We start from the raw sequence: 17,419 nt of genomic DNA, 5'->3' as shown, positions 1-17,419 counted from the left end.
GTCCCACCCCGGCCCACAGGTTGGGCGCGACCAGTAACTTGCTGCTGTCGCCCCCGTGCAGGTCCAGCATGCGGCGCTGGCCTTCGGATTCGCTGCGCGCCAGGCTGCTTTGCACCCGCTCGATGTCGGCCGGGTCGATCGCGGACAGCAACCGCTCGGCCTCGGCCCAGGCCTCGGCGGACGTATCGCGGCTGATCACGTGAATCCGCAGGCCGTACTGCAGGATTCGGCCGGCATCGACGGCCAGCCCGCGGATCCAGTCGAGCTTCTTGGCGACGGCGGTCAGCGGTTCTCCCCAGGTGAGGTACACGTCGGTGTGCTTGGCCGCCACCGGCCCGGCGAATGCCGAGGATCCACCGAAGAACACCGCCGGTATCGGGTCGGGCGGGTTGTTCAATTGCGCACCCTCGACCCGGATGTGTTCCCCGGCGAAGGTCACCGGCTCTTTCGAGGTCCACAGCTGCCGCACCACGTGCAAGAACTCGGCGGTGCGGGCATACCGGGCCTTTTTGTCCAGGAAGTCGCCGTAGGCGCGCTGTTCGTGCGGTTCACCGCCGGTGACGACGTTGAGCAGCAGCCGTCCATCCGAGTGCCGCTGGAAGGTCCCGGCCATCTGGGCGGCCAGGGTGGGACTGAGCATCCCGGGACGGAACGCGACCAGAAATTTCAGGGTCTCCGTCGATTCGACCAGCATCGCCGTCGTCAACCACGCGTCCTCACACCACAATCCCGTCGGCGTGAGGACCGCTTCGAAACCGTTGTCTTCGGCGGCCGTGCAAATCTGGTGCAGATACTTCAGTGTCGCGGGCCGATTGCCCGACATCGGCGTGCCGTGCCCGCCCGCGACCAGATTCCGCGAATCGCCGTAGGTCGGCAGAAACCAATGAAACGCGAGACTCAATTCACAATCCTCTTTCGCTTGGCCATCCGGCCCTGTGCAGCAACCGTCCATCCTGCTGAAGTCGCCGCCGGTGGGCCAGGGTTGAAACCTGCGAGATTGCATCCCCGTCCGATGCATGGGCATCGCGACGCCAGGCCGCTGCGGCGGACGCTGCACACCCGGCCTCGGGGCGCGGGCGGACGGCATGCTTCATCGCAGCTGCGCTGTCCCAGAAGGCAATACGATCGCAATGATCCGGCCGGCGGCAACCGGCGATATCGGCGCTACGATGACTACGATCTAGCGCGATGCCGCAACTCGGAGCCGGCATCGCCCCGCCGGTGACGGCCCGAAAGATCACCGCTGCGTGACCGAACGGTCACGCCGGATCACACAATGCTTCCGATACGGCGTGGCTCGGCGGGTAATCCCCAATCGGCGCGGCATCATTGCGATCATGCCTGACCTCACCCGCCGAGCGGTGCTCCGGATGGGCGCCGGTGGCACGCTCGGAGCCGCCGGCGTGCTCGCCTTCAGCTCCCTGCTGGCCCCGGGCACGTCGCGCGGCGCGACGTTGCCGCAGGCTCCCGCGCCGTTCGAGCCGCCGACGGCGGGCAAGACCCTGCCGACCAAGCTGACCGGCTCGTTCATCTCGGCGGCCCGTGGGGGCATCAAGACCAATTACGTCATCGCGGTGCCGCCGGGTCAGACCGGGATGCTGCGCCCCGTGATCGCCCTGCACGGCGTGGACGGGGATGCCAACCAGATGCTTGACATGGGCGTCCCGGACGGGCTCGCCCAGCTGGTCAAGGAGGGGAAGCCGCCGTTCGCGGTGGTCGGCGTCGACGGCGGCAACACTTATTGGCACAAAAGGACTTCCGGTGAGGACTCCGGCGCCATGGTGCTCGACGAGTTACTGCCGATGCTCTCGACGATGGGTTTCGACACCTCCCGGGTCGGCTTCATGGGGTGGTCGATGGGTGGCTACGGGGCGCTTCGCCTGGGCGCCAAGCTCGGCCCGTCGCGCACCGCCGGCATCTGCGCGGTCAGCCCGGCGCTGTACACCTCGTACGCGACCAGCGCCCCGGGGGCGTTCGACAGCAACGAGGACTTCGTGCAAAACAGCGTGCTGGGCCTGCCGGCGCTGAATTCGATTCCGCTGCGTGTGGACTGCGGCAACTTCGACCGCTTCTATTTCGCCACAAAGCAATTCGTCTACCAGTTGAAGACCCAACCGGCGGGCAGCTTCTCGCTGGGCGGCCATGACATCGCCTTCTGGCGAAGCCAACTGCCCGGCGAACTGGCCTGGATGGCGACCTAGCCCACGCAGATGACACTTCGGGAGCGATCGGACGCCGGCAGCCTACGGCAGGTGCACCGGCGGACCTCCCGAAGGGGATTCCGGCACGACATCGAGGGACTGCGCGCCGTCGCGGTGATCGCCGTGGTGCTCTACCATGCCGGCATCCCCGGGATTACCGGCGGCTACATCGGCGTGGACGTCTTCTTCGTCATCTCCGGCTTCCTCATCACCGGCCTGCTGTTTCGCGAGGCGAGCACCACGAATACCGTTGCGCTGGGCCGGTTTTACGGTGCGCGTGCGCGGCGGCTGCTGCCCGCCGCCGCCATCGTCGGCACCATCACGGCGATCGGTGCCGCTATGGTGCTGCCGCCGCTGCAGGCGCGCAGCGTGTTTCTCGACGGCATCGCCAGCGCGGTGTACGTCGGCAACTACCGGTTCGCGCTGCGCGGCACCGACTACCTGACCACGGATGCGCCCTCACCGTTCCAGCACTATTGGTCGCTGGGGGTCGAGGAGCAGTTCTATTTGGTGTGGCCGCTGCTCATCATCGCCACGGCCTGGTCGCTGCGCCGCATGCCGCGCCTTCGCCCGACCCGCGCCGCACCGTATGCGGTGGTCCTCGCGGTCCTCGTCGTGACGTCGTTGACGGCGGGCGCGGTGTGGACCCGCACGTCGCCGTCGTGGGCCTTCTTCTCGCTGCCCACCCGCGCCTGGGAGCTGGCGGCCGGCGGCCTGGTCGCCCTGTCGATCCAGCAGTGGCGCCGGCTCTCGCTGCGAACGGCGGCGATCATCGGGTGGGGCGGTTTGGCATTGATCCTGCTGACCTGCACCCAGCTCAACTCCCACACCCCGTATCCCGGCACCGAGGCGCTGCTGCCGGTGCTGGGCACCGCGCTGATCATCGGCGGCGGCGCCGTCACCGGCGGCCTCGGGCCCGGGCGCCTGCTGTGCCGCCCGGCGATGCGCGCGATCGGCCGGATCTCCTACTCCTGGTACTTGTGGCACTGGCCGGTGCTGCTGCTGATGCCGGCGCTGCTCGGCGAGCCCGCGGGGCTGCCGGCCCGGCTGAGCGCGACGGCCGTCTCGGCCGGGCTCGCCGTCATCACCCTGCACTTGGTGGAGAACCCCGGCCGCTTCGCCGCCGCGCTGCGCCGGTCGGCCAAGGTCAGCCTGGTGGTGGCGGGCGGAGCGAGTGCCGCCGCCGCGTGCGCATGCATGCTGCTGCTCAACGTGATACCGGCACCGGTGGGCCACGGGGTGGCTGCTCCGCGCGCCAACATCATCGCGACCCCGCCGTCCAACGCCCCCGCCGTCAGCGCGCAGGAAGCGGCGGTTCGTCAGGCGTTCGACCAGGCCCGCGTGGCGGTCGCGGCGGCCGTCGGGCTGCGAGCCGTCCCGTCGAACTTGGACCCGTCGCTGGGCAAGGCGGCCGCCGATAAGGCCGCGGTGTTCGTCAACGGCTGCGTGCGCTCCTGGCGCGACGTCGGACAAAGCGAGTGCGCCACCGGCGACACCGCCTCGCCGACCACCGTCGCCCTGATCGGCGACTCGCACGCCGCCATGTGGAACCCCGCGTTCGAGCAGCTCGCCGAGCAACGGCACTGGCGACTGGAGACGCTGGCCAAGGTGACCTGCCCGCTGCAGGACCTGCGTATCGTGAGCCCGTACCTGGGCCGCGAGTACACCGAATGCGAACAGTGGCGCGCCCAGATCATGGGCCGCATGAACGCCGAACACCCGCGCCTGATCGTGCTGGACATGAGCCGCCGCTACGGCGCGGACTTCGGCTTCACCTCCTACGGCCCGGCGTGGATCGACACCCTCGGACGCACCGTGGCGCAGCTGCGCGACACCGGCGCGACCGTCCTGGTTCTCGGGCCCGCACCCGACCCCCATTCGTCCGCGCCGGCCTGCTTGTCCGCCCACCTCGATGACGTAAACGCTTGTACGCCAACGAAGTTCGCGGCAGTGGACGGCGACGGGATCGCCGCCGAACAGGCGGCGACGGCCCGCAGCGGCGGCCACTACGTCGACCTCACCGACATGTTCTGCACCCCCGACCGCTGCCCGATCGTCGTCGGCAACACCCTGGTCTTTCGCGATGACAACCATGTGACAACCGAGTACGCGCAGTTGGTGGCACCGCTGATGGGTGCGCTCGCGGACCGCGCCCTGGCGAATGGGTGAACGGCAATGAACTTCTCGCGGCTGACCGACGTCAGATCAGTGAAGGGTTTTTGGAGGTCTTAGGGTCATGTCTGCGCTGTTGCTGGTCTGCATCGCAGTAGCCGCGCCGTTCGCCGGAATCGGCTTCCTGCATGTGCAGGACCGCTTGGAGCGCTGGGACCACCAGCGGCACGCCGAAGACTGAGTCAGGTCGACAGCTGGGTACTGATCAGTGGGGCGATCTTGTCCGCCATATATTGATGGCCGGCGTCATTCGGATGCACCCCGTCCGCCCCGATCAGGTCCGGCCGGCCGACGAACCAGTGTTCGGCGATCGGGTCGATGAACGTCGCCCCCGTCGCCCCGGCCGCGCCGGCGAGGACGTCGCGAATCAGGAACATCGAAGGCGGCACGTCGGCGGTGGGCCACGGCGGTCCGATCACCAGCAACCGCGCCGCCGGCGCGAGCTGGCGCGCCAAATCCAAAGCGGCGTGGGTCTTTACGGTCAGGGTCGCGGGGTCGACGCCCTGGTCGTTGCGGGAGCCGAAGAACACCACCAGCGCATCGTCGGGCTGGACCGCCCTGGCGGTCAGATCCTCGAAGATGCTGCCGTGGTCACCGGGGGTGGCATAACCGGCCCTGCCTTCTGCCGCCACGCTGTCCGAGATCCGCGAGCCCCGCGACCCGAGCACACCGAAGGCGCGTGACGTCCACGATCTCGAGCCCAGGCCGCCCTCTTGGGTTCCGGTGGTATACGAATCGCCCACCACCGCCACATGATTCAGCCGGAAGTCGAGCGTCAGAGTCTCGTAGGTGCGCACTTGCGCCGGGTATGCGATGCCTACGCCCGCCAGAAAACTCAACCCAATGAGAAAGGTGGCCAGACGACTCACTCTCACCTCCACTGTCAACGGCATCGTCGGGTGCCGCCGCGTCCTCGACAAGTATTCCCCGTGAGTCGCGGCCGGCCCCTGCGGCGGCCATCACACCGCGCGGGCCGAAACCGCTTCCAGCGGACGGTCGATCGGATGAAGCTTACTGTTCGGCTCGCCAGGATCGCTTCTCGCGTTGACGGCCCTGACATCGACCATCTTGCGCATCCAGCGGCGGGCGGGCTCTTCGACGCCGTGATACAGCAGCACCGAAACACCCAGGGCGATCGCGAGCAGGCCGATGATGTTCCACTTCCACGGGTTGTCCAGGGTGGGCAGCTCGAACTGCTCCACGGCCCATCCCCAGGAGGTGTGCACCAGTTCATGCACCATGTACAGGCAGAACGAGATCTTGCCGCCGTACACCATCACTCGGGCCGACAGCACCCGCGGCAGGCTTCCCAGCCCCACGGCCAGCGATATCACCAGCGGAACGAACAACACGTCGACGACCCCACCGCTGTCGTTCTCCACGACTCCCGATATCGGGTGCGCGCCAAACCAATACAGCACGCCCACCATGGCGCCCAGCAGAAGCAAGGAGACGTACCCGGCGACGCGGCGGCCGCGGTCGGTCAGGCGCAGCCTGCGCACCGCGGCACAGGCCAGCGCGCCCGCGGTGAACTGGGTGACGATTCGCGGCAGCCAGCTCCACGGTGTGTAGAAGTGGCCACTGGCGAGCAGCATCACAACCGGCGGCAGCGATGCCGCGAAGGCCAGAACCATCAGGCTGCGCGCCCTTGTCGCCTGTTTCATCCGCAACAAAACTAGGACCAGGACAGCGAAGAGCACATAGGCCAGCCATTCCGCGCTGATCGACCAGGCCGGCCCGTCCCAGCTCGAGTCATCGAAGAACGGCACAAACCACAACTGCACCAACAGGATTTGACGCACGTAGCTGATCGCGGTGAGCGAAGCGGCGTCCGGCGACGGCACATGACCGACGTGCAGGGTGAAGATCACCCACAGGGCGGCGAGGTGCAGGGTGACCAGGTACACCGGCCACACCCGGGCCAGCCGCAGCCACAGAAAATGCAGGGTCGCACGGGTCGACCAGGACCGGCCCATGCGGTCGAGGTAGTTGTACGTCAGCACGAACCCGCTGAGAATGAAGAACAGGTCGACGCCCTGTGCGCCGCAGTTGAGCACCGGGGCGAGGGCGTCGCGGAAATCGGGCGACACGTCGCCGAGCATCGGCCGGAAGTGGAACAGCACCACCCAGAGCGCGGCGACGATACGCAGCCCCGTCAGGGCCGTGATCTCGCCCCTGATCTCTGTGCCCCGCACGCTGCTCTTCCCGTCCGAATCGTGGCCGTTCCGTTTCCGCTACTTCGGCTGAGCGGGAAATCTCGCCTTTTCACAAGCCCCCCGACTAGAACCGGCAGCCCTGGCAGCCTAACAGCGCATTCGTCGGCACGGGTGGACGGTTGTGGTGTGGCATACCGGGTTCCGCAAGATTCCATGGGCTCGACAGCCCGCTGGGCGTTTGCTCGGCGCCTCGGTCGCGGTGGGGCCGCGATCGCTTCTTAGCGAAGCGTTAGACGCGGCTTCCGGTCTCCTTAGGCTTGCGGCCTAACGTTTCAATCACGCTTTGGTGGGCGCGGAGGCACCCCCCGAAGGCGGCGCGAGCGGCACGGAGAGTGAGGGGTCTGCATGACGATCGCAGGCAACCAGACTGGTCACGACAACTGCGTGTTCGACTGCGACGGCGCACAGGTCCGGGCGCACCATCGCCACCTGGCCACCGTGGTGCACATTCGCGGTGAAATCGACGACGGGAACGTCGACCGCCTCAGCGACCACATCGCGCGCTTCACGCTCGGAGAAAACCCGGTGGTGCTCGACGTGGCGGACGTCGGCGAATTTGCTGAGGCCGGCATCGCGCTGCTGTACGCGTTCGACGCCGATTGTCGCGCCGCCGGGGTGGACTGGACCCTCGTCGCCAGCTCAGCGGTGACCCAGGTGCTGGATGACACCGGTCATGACGCCAGCTTCCCGATCATGCGCTCGGTCCACGAGGCGCTGCAGGATCGGGCCGACGCCATCGCGCTGCGCCGCCGGATGGCGTTGCCGCTCGTCAGGAAGACGCCTTAGCGTGCGAGCGCGCGCCGCAGCCTGGCGCCGCCGATGACCGCCAGCACCCCGGCTGTGGTCAACAACACCAGCGTCAGCAGCAGCAGCTGCGGGTCATAGATCACCGACGTGGTGGAGGGCTGACCGTCCGCGATCGGCGCCACCGAGACGGTGTGATGCGAATGCCACCAGGACAGCCCCGCGCACACGAACGCGGCGCAGGCCAGGACGAGTTCGATGATCGCGCGGTAGCGGGCGTTCATTGCGCCGGCCCGGTGTCGTCGTCCCACTCCCGGTCGACGACGTCGGACCGGGTGGGCTCCACCCGCTCCTGCACCAGGGGGGTCAGCGCGGCCCGCAGCTGACGATGCCGACGCGCCCAGGCCTGGACCGTGCGGTCACCGGTGAGCTTGAGGCCGATGCCGACGCGTCCGCGCGGCACCCCGACCAGTTCGCCCAGGGCCCGGGCCGACTGCCAGCGCGCCAGGTCTTTCCCGGAGGCCTCGTGGTTCTCGGGCTCGGGATATACCCTGACGATCTCGCGCACCAGAATCGTTTCGGTGCCCTGGCGCAGGGCATCGTCGGTGAGCTCGACGGAGACGTGGATCCGCGCGGCCTTCACCTGTATCCCCAGGAACGCCGATACGAGCACCAAGAAGATCGCGGGGACCACCAGCGACACCGGGGCGCCACTCCAGATTTCGATCAGGATCATCGCCACCGCCGCGAGCGGGCCGCACGCCAACCACCACCAGCTGGCACCGGGTTCGTAGAACAACGGCTTGGGCGCGGTATTGCCATCGGTAGTCATCGCAAGCCCCATCTCACGAAAGCCACCCTGCCGCATCCGCGGCCCAATAGGTGAGAACGATATCGGCTCCGGCGCGTCGGATGCTGGTCAGCGACTCCAGCGCCGCGGCGCGCTCGTCGATCCAATTGTTCGCGGCGGCAGCACAAATCATCGCGTACTCCCCCGACACCTGATAGGCGGCGACGGGAACGGGCGAGACGTCCGCCGCGGCCGCGACCACGTCGAGATAACTCATCGCCGGCTTGATCATCACGATGTCGGCACCCTCGTCGAGATCGAGCTCGATCTCGCGCAGCGCCTCCCGGGCGTTGCCCGCCTCCTGCTGATAGGTGCGTCGGTCGCCGGACAGGCTGGAGCTGACGGCCTCACGAAACGGGCCGTAGAACACCGAGGCGAACTTGGCGGCATAGGCCAGGATCGCCACGTCGGTGAAGCCCGCGGCGTCCAACCCATCGCGAATCGCACCGACCTGCCCATCCATCATGCCGCTCGGCCCTACCACGTGAGCGCCCGATCCAGCTTGTGCCACAGCGAGTTCCACATATCGGGCCACGGTGGCGTCGTTGTCGACCCGGCCCCGGTCGTCGAGGACGCCGCAGTGGCCGTGGTCGGTGAACTCGTCCAGGCAGGTATCGGCCATCAGCACGGTGGCCTCGCCGAGGTCCTTGGCCAGGTCCCGCAGTGCGACGTTGAGGATGCCGTCGGCGTCGGTCCCGGCCGACCCGATCGGATCCTTGTCGTCGTCGCGCGGCACGCCGAACAGCATCAGCCCGCCCACCCCCGCGGCGACCGCACTGGCGGCCGCGCTGCGCAACGAATCACGGGTGTGTTGCACCACCCCCGGCATGGACGTGATCGGCCGCGGTTCGTCGATGCCGTCGGCGACGAACATCGGCAGCACCAAATGCCTTGGCTCCAACGAGGTCTGCGCCACCAGACGGCGCATCGCCGGGGTGGTGCGAAGCCGACGCGGGCGCTGCCGGGGGTAACTCATGCTCGTCCGTCGACGCGAGCGTGCGCAGAATGCCAGCCCTGACGGCGTGTCGGCGTCCGAACACGCACACTCGCCGGTGGGGAGGACACTAGCGCCTGCGGCTCTTTTTGCGCGGCGGCGGCAGCGCACCCTCGGCGCGCAACCGCGCGGCGTGTTCGGCCAGGGCGTCGACCAGCGGACCAACCGCGGCGGTCTCGGGCTGGACATCCACCCGCAGGCCGAATTCGGCCGCGGTCTCAGCGGTTTTGGGACCGATGCAGGCGATGATCGTCCGGGCGTGCGGCTTGCCGGCGATGCCGACCAGGTTTCGCACCGTGGAGCTGGACGTGAAGCACACGGCGTCGAAGCCGCCGGTCTTGATCATCTCCCGCGTCTCCGCCGGCGGCGGGGCGGCCCGCACCGTCCGGTAGGCGGTGACATCCTCGATCTCCCAACCACGTTCGCGCAGACCCTCGGCCAGCGTCTCGGTGGCGATGTCCGCACGCGGCAGCAGGACCCGGTTGACCGGGTCGAAAATGCTGTCGTAGGGCGGAAAGTCGTCGAGCAAACCCAGCGAGGACTGTTCGCCGGCCGGCACCAGCTCGGGGCTGATCCCGAACGCCCGCACCCGATCGGCGGTCGACTCGCCCACACACGCGATCTTCACTCCGGAGAACGCGCGCGCGTCCAGGCCGAACTCGCCGAACTTCTCCCACACCGCGCGCACCGCGTTGGTGGAGGTGAACACCACCCACTGGAAGCGGCCGTCGACCAATCCCTTGACGGCCCTTTCCATCTGAGCGGGGCTGCGCGGCGGCTCGACGGCGATGGTCGGCACCTCGATCGGCAGCGCACCATAGGACGTCAGGCGCTCGCTCATCTCGCCGGCCTGGTCCTTGGTGCGCGGCACCAGCACGGTCCAGCCGTACAGCGCCCGGCTCTCCCACCAGTTCAGCTTGGCCCGGCTGGCCACCGTCTTGCCGATGGTCACCACCAGCGGTCCGGTCAGCGGACCGGCGGGGTCGCTGGCACCGAGCACCGCCGAGTCGGTCAGGCCGTGCAGCGTGGTTTCGATCGAACGCTGCTGGCAGGTGGTGCCGTGCGCGGTCACCACGCACGGGGTGTTCTCGGCGAGCTCATGCTCGATCAGGGTGCGCGCCGCGTCGGCCAGATGCGACGACGTGGCCTGCAGGATCAGCGGACCGGGCGCGGCGGCCAGCGCCTCCCAATCCACATGCGGGTCGCGCACGTCGGCCACGGTGTGCGACGAGCCTAGCGGCAGCCCCGCATAGGTCGGGACGGCATCGCTGGGGGCCAGGCCGGGCACGATCTCGATGTGCAGGTGGCTGCGCGCGATGGCGTTCACCTCGGTGATGACCGCGTCGACCGTCAACGGGTCGCCGGCCACCAGCCGCACCACGTCGACGCCCGTGCGCGCCTCGGTGGTCAGCGTTTTGGCCACTTCGGCGGGCTCACCCAGCGCCGGGCGGATGTCGGGCCCACCGCAGATCACCGCCGGCTGCGCCTTGGCCTGGTCGGAGACGCCATCGCCGGCGACGGCGGCCGGCTCCGCCGGCGCGGGGCCGGAAACCGGCGGCAGGTCTTTGCCGATCAGGGCCAGCACCGGCTCAGGCACGTCGGGGTCGGTGAACACCAGGGCGGCGTTCGCCAGCACCGCGGCGGCCCGGGTCGTCAGCAATCCCGGGTCACCCGGACCGGAGCCCACGTACGTGATGCGGCCGGGTGTCGGCTTACGCCCTCGCGTCGTCATTGTCGCTCCCACCTAACTCGCTTTTAATTTCCTCGCGCCGGGTCTTGCCGCGCGCCGCTCATCAGCTCTCGGGCGCCCAGCTCAAACAGCTCCGCGGCCACCGAGAGCCCGAGCTCTCGTGCCCGACCGGGACTGCCGATACCGGACGCGCGGATCACATCAGACCCGTCCAGCGCCGCCACGCAACCGCGCAGCGACAGCTCTTCGAAGACCCGGCCTTCCTCATCGATGGACTCGACCACTTCGGCGATCGCACCCACCGGTGCGGAGCAACCAGCCTCCAGTTCGGCCAACAGGGCTCGCTCCGCAGTGACCGACGCCCGCGTGTCGGCGTCGTCCAGTTCCGCCAGCACTGCCGCTAACCGGCTATCACCGGCACGGCATTCGACGGCGAGCGCACCCTGAGCCGGTGCTGGCAACATCTGCACCGGCTCGAGCGTCTCGGTGACATCGTCGAGGCGACCGATCCGGGCCAGTCCCGCCCGGGCTACCACGATCGCGTCGAGATCACCACTGCTTACCCTGTTCAACCTGGTATCTAGGTTGCCTCGTAGGGGGCGGATTTCCAAACCGAGACCCAATGCTCTAAGCTGCGCGGCCCGCCGCGGCGACGAGGTGCCCACCAGCGAACCGGGCGGCAACTCCGCCAGCACCAGCCCGTCGCGCGCCACCACCGCATCGCGCGGGTCGTTGCGTGCCGGTATGGCCGCCAGAGCAAACCGTGGATCGTCGGCGGTGGGCAGGTCCTTGTGGGAGTGCACCGCGGCGTCGACACGGCCCTCTTCGATGGCCTCGCGCAGTGCGGTGGTGAAGACACCCACCCCGAGGTCTTCGATGGGTGCCGACGATCGGTCCCCGGCCGTGCTGATGGTCACCAGCTCCGCCGGGTGTCCCAGCGCGATCAACGCGTCTCGGACCGTTCCGGCCTGGGTGGTGGCCAACAAGCTGCCCCGGGTGCCTATCCGGATCACGTTCGCCAATCGGCTACTCGGCGCTTTGCTGCGGGGTTCCCGCGTCGAATCCGCTTGCGATGACTGGCAATTCGCCCGCGGCCACGGCATCGACGGCGGTCTGGTCGAGTTCGAATAGTTCGCGCAGCGCCTCGGCGTAGCTGTCGCCACCGGGCGCGCTGGCGAGCTGTTTGATCCGCACGGTCGGAGCGTGGAGCAGCTTGTCCACCACCCGCCGCACGGTGCGGGCCACCTCTTCACGCTGGGCGCTCTGAAGCCCGGGCAGCCGGTTGTCGAGGCGCAGCAGCTCCGCTTCGACCACGTCCGCGGCGCGCTGGCGCAACGCCGTGACCGTCGGCGTGACCTCCGCCATCCGCTGGCCGGCCAGATAGGCAGCAACTTCGGTGGCGACGATGTTGCGGGCGGCGTCGACGTCCGCGGCCGCGGCGTGGGCCGAGGGCTCATGCTGTACGCGGTCCACATCGACGACCCAGACGCCGGGCAGGCCGGCCACCGCCGGGTCGACGTCGCGCGGCATGCCCAGGTCGCAGATCACCAGGGGGTTCGCCTCTTCGTCACGCTGCCCGGCGACCAGCGCGTGGTGCACGTCGGCCAGCGAGACCACCGGAGTCACCGCCCCGGTACAGCTGACGACGACGTCGGCACCGGCCAGGCTGTCGGCCAACCGGTCCAATGGCAAAGCATCGGCCGGCACCCCGGTGTCCCGGATCTTGCGGACCAGCCGCTGGGCCCGGGACAACGAGCGGTTCAGGACGTGGACGTGCCCGATGCCGGCCCTGGAGAGGTGCGCGGCGGCCAGGGCGCCCATCGCCCCGGCGCCGATCAGCACCGCGGTCTTGCCGGACAGTCCGCCCAGCCGGCGATCGCCCATGCTCAGGGCGACCGACACCACCGAGGCGCCGGCGGCGTCGATGGCGGTTTCGGAATGCACCCGCTTGCCCACCGACAGGGCCCGCTGGGCCAGCTCGTGCAGGACCCGGCCGACAGTCCGGTTGGTCTCGGCGTTGGCGTAGGCGCGACGCACCTGGCCGAGCACCTGCTGCTCGCCGACCACCGCGGAATCCAGGCCGCTGGCGACCGCGAACAGGTGCTCGACGGCGGCCTCGCTGTACCGGACGTACGCGTATTTGGTGAGGTCGGCCATCGACATCCCGGACTGTTCCGACAGCACCTGCCCGATCACGGTCAATCCGCCGTGGAACGCGTCGACCACCGCGTAGACCTCGACCCGGTTGCATGTCGACAGCACCATCGCCTCGGTCACCAGCGGCGACTGCAATACCCGGTCGACGATCTTGCCCTGATCGGCCTCGTCGATGCTGAGTTGTTCCAGGACGGAGACCGGCGCACTGCGGTGCGAAACCCCGAAGAGCAAGACGCTCACGGCAGCATCACCTGGCCAGCTCCCTTGCTTCTTCCAGTAACTGAACTGCTGTCCACGGTAAACGTTTATCAGCTGGGCTACCAAATAATTGCCCGGCGCCGGCCGGCCGGGCGGCGCCGGACCGGTCAGCGGGCGAGATCGGCCCGCAGCCGCGGCTCGTCGATCTCCCAGTAGCTGTGTTCGCGGCCGTCGAGCAGGATCACCGGGAGGCGGTCGCCGAACTCGGCGCGCAGCGCGGGGTTGCCCGCCGCGGCGGCCGCGTCGACGTCGGTCATCGACAACTCGAAGCCCAACTCGGCGGCCAGTTCGACCAGCCGGGCGTGCGTCCGCTCGCAGATGGCACACCCGTCGCGGGTCAACAGCTCCACCTGTGGCCGGCCGGTCGCCTCAGTCATGGCAACAGTGTGGCACCGGTGACTTGTGAGGCCATCTACCAGTCGTTATGTTCCGACCATGACCGACGAAACGCTGCGGGTGGATCCTGTCGTGATGCAAGGTGCCGCCGTCTCGCTCAGTGGTGCGGCCGAGCAGCTTTCGGCCCAGCTGTCCCAGCTCGACGACCAGGTGAGCCAGATGTTGGGCGGCTGGCAGGGTGTGGCCGGCACCGCGTATGGATCCGCGTGGGAGCTGTGGCATCGCGGCGCCCGCGAGGTCGAGGTGGGGTTGTCGATGCTGGCGCAGCTGGTGGGCCAGGCCGGCGGGGCGTATCAGGCCAACGAGGCCAAGTCCGCCCGGGCAGAGCGGGCGGTGCGTCGTGGTTGAGGCGTTTCGGGTGGATCCGCAGGCGCTCGCGGACGCGGTGCAGCGGATGGTGGCGTTTCAACGTCATGCCGAAGACATCATCACCGAAATCGATGCGCGCGTAACGCGTTTGCACTCGTCGTGGAGCGGTGAAGCCGCCGCTGCGCACGCGGCGGCGCATCAGCACTGGGTGCGCGGCGAGTCGATGATGCGCCAGGCGCTGGCGCAGCTGCAGAAGGTGGCCACGACCGCACACGGCAACTACACCGACGCGATGTCGACGAATCTCAGTATGTGGTCGTAAATACATGGCGCCGCTGGCGTGTGACCCGGCTGCCTTAGACCGCGCCGGTGCCACGGTACTGGCCACCGGTGTTTCGTTGGGATCGGTGATCTCGGCCTTGACCGCGGAGCTGGCCGGCAGCTCGGGCATGGCCGGTGACGATCCGGTTGGCGCGGCGTTGGGCCGCGCTTACGACGGTGCAGCGGCCAAGATGATCGAGGCGATGACCAGTACCCGCAACGGGCTGTGCAGCATCGGCGACGGCGTGCGGATGTCGGCACACAACTCTGCGCTCGCCGAGGCGATGTCGGATATCGCGGGCCGCGCCAAGAGTCTGCCGACACCGCCGGTGACCGGGCCGTTGACAGTAGGGGCCTGGCCACCGTCGGCCGTCGGCACCGGTAGTAGCGCCCCGGCGGGCTGGAGCTGGGTCGCGCCATACATCGGAATGATCTGGCCCACTGGCGATTCGGCGAAATTGCGCGCCGCTGCGGCGGCGTGGACGATCGCGGGCGTCAACTTCATGACGACCGAGATCGCGGCCGGCGGGGGCGCGATGGCCGCCATTGCCGGGCAACAGGTTCCCGAGGGCGCCGCCATCAACAAAGCGTTGGCCGACGCGTCCGGCGCCACCATAAGCGTTGCGCGGCAGTGCCAAACGATTGCAGCGCAACTCAACAGCTATGCGGCCAACATCGACAGGGTCCACGCGGCAATCCTGGATCTGTTGTCGCGCATCTGCGATCCACTGACTGGGATCAAGGAGGTCTGGGATCTGCTGACTGACGAGGACGAAGACGAGATCAAAAGGATCGCGGACGACATAAAAACGGTAGTCGACAGCTTTTCCCAGGAAGTCGAGGCGCTCGGCGACCAGATCAATGCCACCATGTCGGCGGCCGCCACCGCCACCGAGGACATGGCCCACTGGGCGGACAAAGAGTGGGACCACTTCTTGCACGGGACGCTTGTCGGCAAGGCACTCAATCAGGTGGGTCAGGTTGGCAAAGGTGTCGGCGTCGAGGGCTGGGATTTGCTCAAAGGTCTGTACGACATCAGCCAATTCCACGCGATCCTCGACCCGAAGGGTTACGGCGAAACCATGAGCGGCATGGTTGCCGGGGCCGGGGCGCTCGTCGGCTTGGGGCCCGACGGAGGGCCCGGAGTCGCCGAGTCGTGGAAAGCGCTGGGTAAGGACATCACCCACTGGGACGAGTGGAGCAAGAATCCGGCGGAAGCACTCGGGAAATCGATCTTTGACGTGGCTACCCTGGCCTTGCCCGGTGGACCGCTCTCCAAGCTGGGAAAGGTCGGGCACGGCGCTGCCGACGCTCTCAAAGGCTTTGAGAAGCCGTCCGAACTTCCAAAGCCGCCGTCGGTCAAGCCTGCAGCGGACCCGGCCCCGGCCGGCCCCAAGCCGCCGGAATCGGGCCATCCGGCGCTCACACCCCAGGGCAAGCCAGGGCCGTCGGGCAAGCCGGCGCCGGGCCCCGCCGACGGTCCGCTGCCGCACAGCCCAACGGAATCCAAGCCGGCACCCGTCGAAAAGTCCCCCGCCGCCGAGCCGCCCAAACCGGCCGCCGCACCGGCCGAGCCCGGCGGTAAGACACCGGCGCCCGCGCCTCCTGGAGGCACGCCGATTCCCCATTCGAAATCACCCGAGACCGTCCCCGCCCACGCGCCGGCGACGCCCGTCGAACCCGCGCCGGCTTCCCACGCCGGTCCGCCACCGGGGTCCGCACCCGCGACTCCGCCGGCTCCGCACCTGCCTGGGCCGCCGTCTGCCCCCGTGGGTGGCGGAATCCCAGCCGGAGCAGCACCCGGCCGGGGTGAGCTTCCCCACGGCGGAGAACCGCCCACGCACCCGGGAGGACCGCACGGCGGTGATCCACATCCGCCCGGAGATGGCGGTCCACATCACAGTGGCGACGGCCACGAGCCGCCAGGATCGCACCCGCCACACGACGGGACGCCGCACCGTCCTGGAGAAGGGGGGCCGCATGGCTTGTCCGACGGCGTTCCGAACGACCCCACCGGCCACGGACCGCACGACCCGAGTCCGGACGACGGCAGCGACCACCATTTACCACTGCACGCGCTTGACTCGGATGATCTCGCCGCGCTCGCCCACTACACTGGGCCGGGATACCAGGAAATGAATTCTGCTCTTAGGGAAGGCGCGTTGGACGCATCTCAACAGGCCCGTGTTGACGCACTGCACAAAGCGTTGGAGAAACTCCCGATGTATGAAGGCACCGTGGTACGAGGCACCAACTTGCCGGCCGATGTGCTCGAACAGTACCGCCCCGGCGAAATAATTACGGAGTCTGCCTTTACTAGCACCTCAACAGACCATGCCGTGGCCCAATCGCCTATTTTTGCCGGAAACACGGAGTTCAGGATCTGGTCGACGACGGGACGAGATGTTTCTTCCGTGTCTATGTTTCCCGATGAGCAAGAGATACTATTTCCAGCCGGGTCAAAATTTTACGTTGTAAGCAAGATTGTAGATCCACCGACAGGTAGGACGATCATCGAAATGATCGAGCGCTGAGTAGGTGTTCCGCCCGCAGCCTCTAGACACGACGGGAGTTCCAAATGAGCAAAAAGATTGCAGGTAAAACTTTTTCGACTCCAGAAGAAGCGGGCGTTACCGCGCCGACAGAAGAAGAATTGGCGCGCGCAAGGCGAGGCTTCGACGAATTCCAGGCCAAAGTCGACGCTGTGGCGCCAGAAGACCGCAAAACAAAGATTTCGCCAAAGTTTTGGGATGATATCTCGGGTACCGAGTACGATCCGAAAACGAAAGCTTAGAACCGTAGCAGCACCGGGCGACCTGGATAGGTGAAAACGATTTTTTGACCGTCCCGAGTTTTCACTTTCTGCAAATGCTTTCAGCGAGTAGCGGAATAAGAGAAGCACGTTGTTTACCAATGTGCCAAAACTCGCCTCAGTCTTCTAACCGGCGACATGTATTGCCGTTATCGATCATCTACTCCGCTCGGTCCGTCGCGGCAACTGGCGGAGAATCGTTGACTGTTGCGGGCCCAGCGCCTAGGGCGTGTCTGACAAATGGGGTAGCCAGAGGGTGATGGCGCGTAGGACTGCTGCGCCGCGGTAGACGACGGCGA

18 protein-coding genes are annotated in these 17,419 nt (G+C 67.8%); 7 read left to right on the top strand and 11 right to left on the bottom strand.

Annotated elements, in window-relative coordinates:
* On the bottom strand, positions 1-901 hold a 901-nt coding region (locus tag BST14_RS24825; protein WP_083066976.1), incomplete at its 3' end, for an LLM class flavin-dependent oxidoreductase.
* A 436-nt stretch (positions 902-1,337) separates the two neighbouring features.
* Between BST14_RS24825 and BST14_RS24820 the strand changes: the two genes are divergently transcribed.
* The gene (locus tag BST14_RS24820; RefSeq protein WP_211280810.1) at positions 1,338-2,201 is read left to right on the top strand and encodes an alpha/beta hydrolase; all 864 of its coding nucleotides are present in this window, start codon (positions 1,338-1,340) and stop codon (positions 2,199-2,201) included.
* Between the two features lie 51 nt (positions 2,202-2,252).
* A complete protein-coding gene (locus BST14_RS24815; protein ID WP_083066975.1) occupies positions 2,253-4,370 on the top strand; it encodes an acyltransferase family protein in 2,118 nt (705 codons plus the stop codon).
* A gap of 185 nt (positions 4,371-4,555) precedes the next feature.
* Here the strand turns inward: BST14_RS24815 and BST14_RS24810 are convergent, their stop codons facing one another.
* Positions 4,556-5,242 (bottom strand): Rv0518 family GDSL lipase, encoded by a 687-nt coding sequence (locus tag BST14_RS24810; RefSeq protein ID WP_083066974.1) that lies wholly within the window; start codon positions 5,240-5,242, stop codon positions 4,556-4,558.
* Positions 5,243-5,332: 90 nt separating this feature from the next.
* Entirely contained in the window at positions 5,333-6,568 is a 1,236-nt protein-coding gene (locus BST14_RS24805) for an acyltransferase family protein (RefSeq protein ID WP_083066973.1), read from the bottom strand.
* A 366-nt stretch (positions 6,569-6,934) separates the two neighbouring features.
* Here BST14_RS24805 and BST14_RS24800 point away from each other — a divergent pair, with 366 nt between their 5' ends.
* On the top strand, positions 6,935-7,375 hold the full coding sequence (locus tag BST14_RS24800; RefSeq protein WP_083066972.1) for an STAS domain-containing protein: 441 nt from the start codon (positions 6,935-6,937) through the stop codon (positions 7,373-7,375).
* Here the strand turns inward: BST14_RS24800 and BST14_RS24795 are convergent.
* From BST14_RS24795 to BST14_RS24765, 7 genes are all read right to left on the bottom strand, one after another.
* Positions 7,372-7,617: a hypothetical protein gene (locus tag BST14_RS24795; protein WP_083066971.1), complete on the bottom strand. Its 246-nt coding sequence runs from the start codon at positions 7,615-7,617 to the stop codon at positions 7,372-7,374. The two genes, BST14_RS24800 and BST14_RS24795, sit on opposite strands and share 4 nt — an antisense overlap.
* On the bottom strand, positions 7,614-8,165 hold the full coding sequence (gene mce1N, locus BST14_RS24790) for a transport-regulating membrane protein Mce1N (protein ID WP_083066978.1): 552 nt from the start codon (positions 8,163-8,165) through the stop codon (positions 7,614-7,616). Before mce1N ends, BST14_RS24795 begins: the two co-directional genes overlap by 4 nt.
* A gap of 13 nt (positions 8,166-8,178) precedes the next feature.
* Entirely contained in the window at positions 8,179-9,159 is a 981-nt protein-coding gene (gene hemB / locus BST14_RS24785) for a porphobilinogen synthase (protein WP_083066970.1), read from the bottom strand.
* Positions 9,160-9,247: 88 nt separating this feature from the next.
* Positions 9,248-10,909, bottom strand: a complete 1,662-nt coding sequence (locus tag BST14_RS24780) for a bifunctional uroporphyrinogen-III C-methyltransferase/uroporphyrinogen-III synthase (RefSeq protein WP_083066969.1) — start codon at positions 10,907-10,909, stop codon at positions 9,248-9,250.
* Positions 10,910-10,932: 23 nt separating this feature from the next.
* Complete coding sequence (hemC, locus tag BST14_RS24775) at positions 10,933-11,880, bottom strand: hydroxymethylbilane synthase (protein WP_083066977.1); 948 nt, start codon at positions 11,878-11,880, stop codon at positions 10,933-10,935.
* 13 nt (positions 11,881-11,893) lie between these two features.
* Complete coding sequence (locus BST14_RS24770; RefSeq protein ID WP_083066968.1) at positions 11,894-13,264, bottom strand: glutamyl-tRNA reductase; 1,371 nt, start codon at positions 13,262-13,264, stop codon at positions 11,894-11,896.
* A 125-nt stretch (positions 13,265-13,389) separates the two neighbouring features.
* A complete protein-coding gene (locus BST14_RS24765) occupies positions 13,390-13,659 on the bottom strand; it encodes a glutaredoxin family protein (RefSeq protein ID WP_083066967.1) in 270 nt (89 codons plus the stop codon).
* A 58-nt stretch (positions 13,660-13,717) separates the two neighbouring features.
* Here BST14_RS24765 and BST14_RS24760 point away from each other — a divergent pair, with 58 nt between their 5' ends.
* Positions 13,718-14,026, top strand: a complete 309-nt coding sequence (locus BST14_RS24760) for a WXG100 family type VII secretion target (protein WP_083066966.1) — start codon at positions 13,718-13,720, stop codon at positions 14,024-14,026.
* Positions 14,019-14,309, top strand: a complete 291-nt coding sequence (locus BST14_RS24755) for a WXG100 family type VII secretion target (protein ID WP_083066965.1) — start codon at positions 14,019-14,021, stop codon at positions 14,307-14,309. The genes BST14_RS24760 and BST14_RS24755 overlap by 8 nt, the downstream gene beginning before the upstream one ends.
* 168 nt (positions 14,310-14,477) lie before the next feature.
* On the opposite strand, the gene BST14_RS31185 is transcribed toward BST14_RS24755, so the two are convergent.
* Complete coding sequence (locus BST14_RS31185; RefSeq protein ID WP_245845693.1) at positions 14,478-14,888, bottom strand: hypothetical protein; 411 nt, start codon at positions 14,886-14,888, stop codon at positions 14,478-14,480.
* Between the two features lie 10 nt (positions 14,889-14,898).
* Here BST14_RS31185 and BST14_RS24750 point away from each other — a divergent pair, with 10 nt between their 5' ends.
* Together BST14_RS24750 and BST14_RS24745 are read left to right on the top strand one after the other, a co-directional pair.
* The gene (locus BST14_RS24750; protein WP_245845691.1) at positions 14,899-16,842 is read left to right on the top strand and encodes an ADP-ribosyltransferase; all 1,944 of its coding nucleotides are present in this window, start codon (positions 14,899-14,901) and stop codon (positions 16,840-16,842) included.
* Between the two features lie 44 nt (positions 16,843-16,886).
* Positions 16,887-17,102: a hypothetical protein gene (locus BST14_RS24745; protein ID WP_083066963.1), complete on the top strand. Its 216-nt coding sequence runs from the start codon at positions 16,887-16,889 to the stop codon at positions 17,100-17,102.
* The last annotated feature ends 317 nt before the right edge of the window (positions 17,103-17,419 follow it).

Origin of the sequence: Mycobacterium arosiense ATCC BAA-1401 = DSM 45069 (genome assembly GCF_002086125.1) — a bacterium.
Taxonomy (GTDB): Bacteria; Actinomycetota; Actinomycetes; order Mycobacteriales; family Mycobacteriaceae; genus Mycobacterium; species Mycobacterium arosiense.
The sequence above is the reverse complement of the archived record's forward strand: the minus strand, read 5'-3'. Positions and strand labels throughout refer to the sequence as shown.

What these genes read in the sequence shown, in the direction of transcription:
- BST14_RS31185 (WP_245845693.1), bottom strand. Translation starts at nt 14,888, where the DNA reads ATGGCGGCGCCCTCGGGAACCTGTTGCCCGGCAATGGCGGCCATCGCG.
- hemB (WP_083066970.1), bottom strand. Translation starts at nt 9,159, where the DNA reads ATGAGTTACCCCCGGCAGCGCCCGCGTCGGCTTCGCACCACCCCGGCG.
- BST14_RS24745 (WP_083066963.1), top strand. Translation starts at nt 16,887, where the DNA reads ATGAGCAAAAAGATTGCAGGTAAAACTTTTTCGACTCCAGAAGAAGCG.
- BST14_RS24795 (WP_083066971.1), bottom strand. Translation starts at nt 7,617, where the DNA reads ATGAACGCCCGCTACCGCGCGATCATCGAACTCGTCCTGGCCTGCGCC.
- BST14_RS24820 (WP_211280810.1), top strand. Translation starts at nt 1,338, where the DNA reads ATGCCTGACCTCACCCGCCGAGCGGTGCTCCGGATGGGCGCCGGTGGC.
- BST14_RS24765 (WP_083066967.1), bottom strand. Translation starts at nt 13,659, where the DNA reads ATGACTGAGGCGACCGGCCGGCCACAGGTGGAGCTGTTGACCCGCGAC.
- BST14_RS24800 (WP_083066972.1), top strand. Translation starts at nt 6,935, where the DNA reads ATGACGATCGCAGGCAACCAGACTGGTCACGACAACTGCGTGTTCGAC.
- BST14_RS24760 (WP_083066966.1), top strand. Translation starts at nt 13,718, where the DNA reads ATGACCGACGAAACGCTGCGGGTGGATCCTGTCGTGATGCAAGGTGCC.
- mce1N (WP_083066978.1), bottom strand. Translation starts at nt 8,165, where the DNA reads ATGACTACCGATGGCAATACCGCGCCCAAGCCGTTGTTCTACGAACCC.
- BST14_RS24780 (WP_083066969.1), bottom strand. Translation starts at nt 10,909, where the DNA reads ATGACGACGCGAGGGCGTAAGCCGACACCCGGCCGCATCACGTACGTG.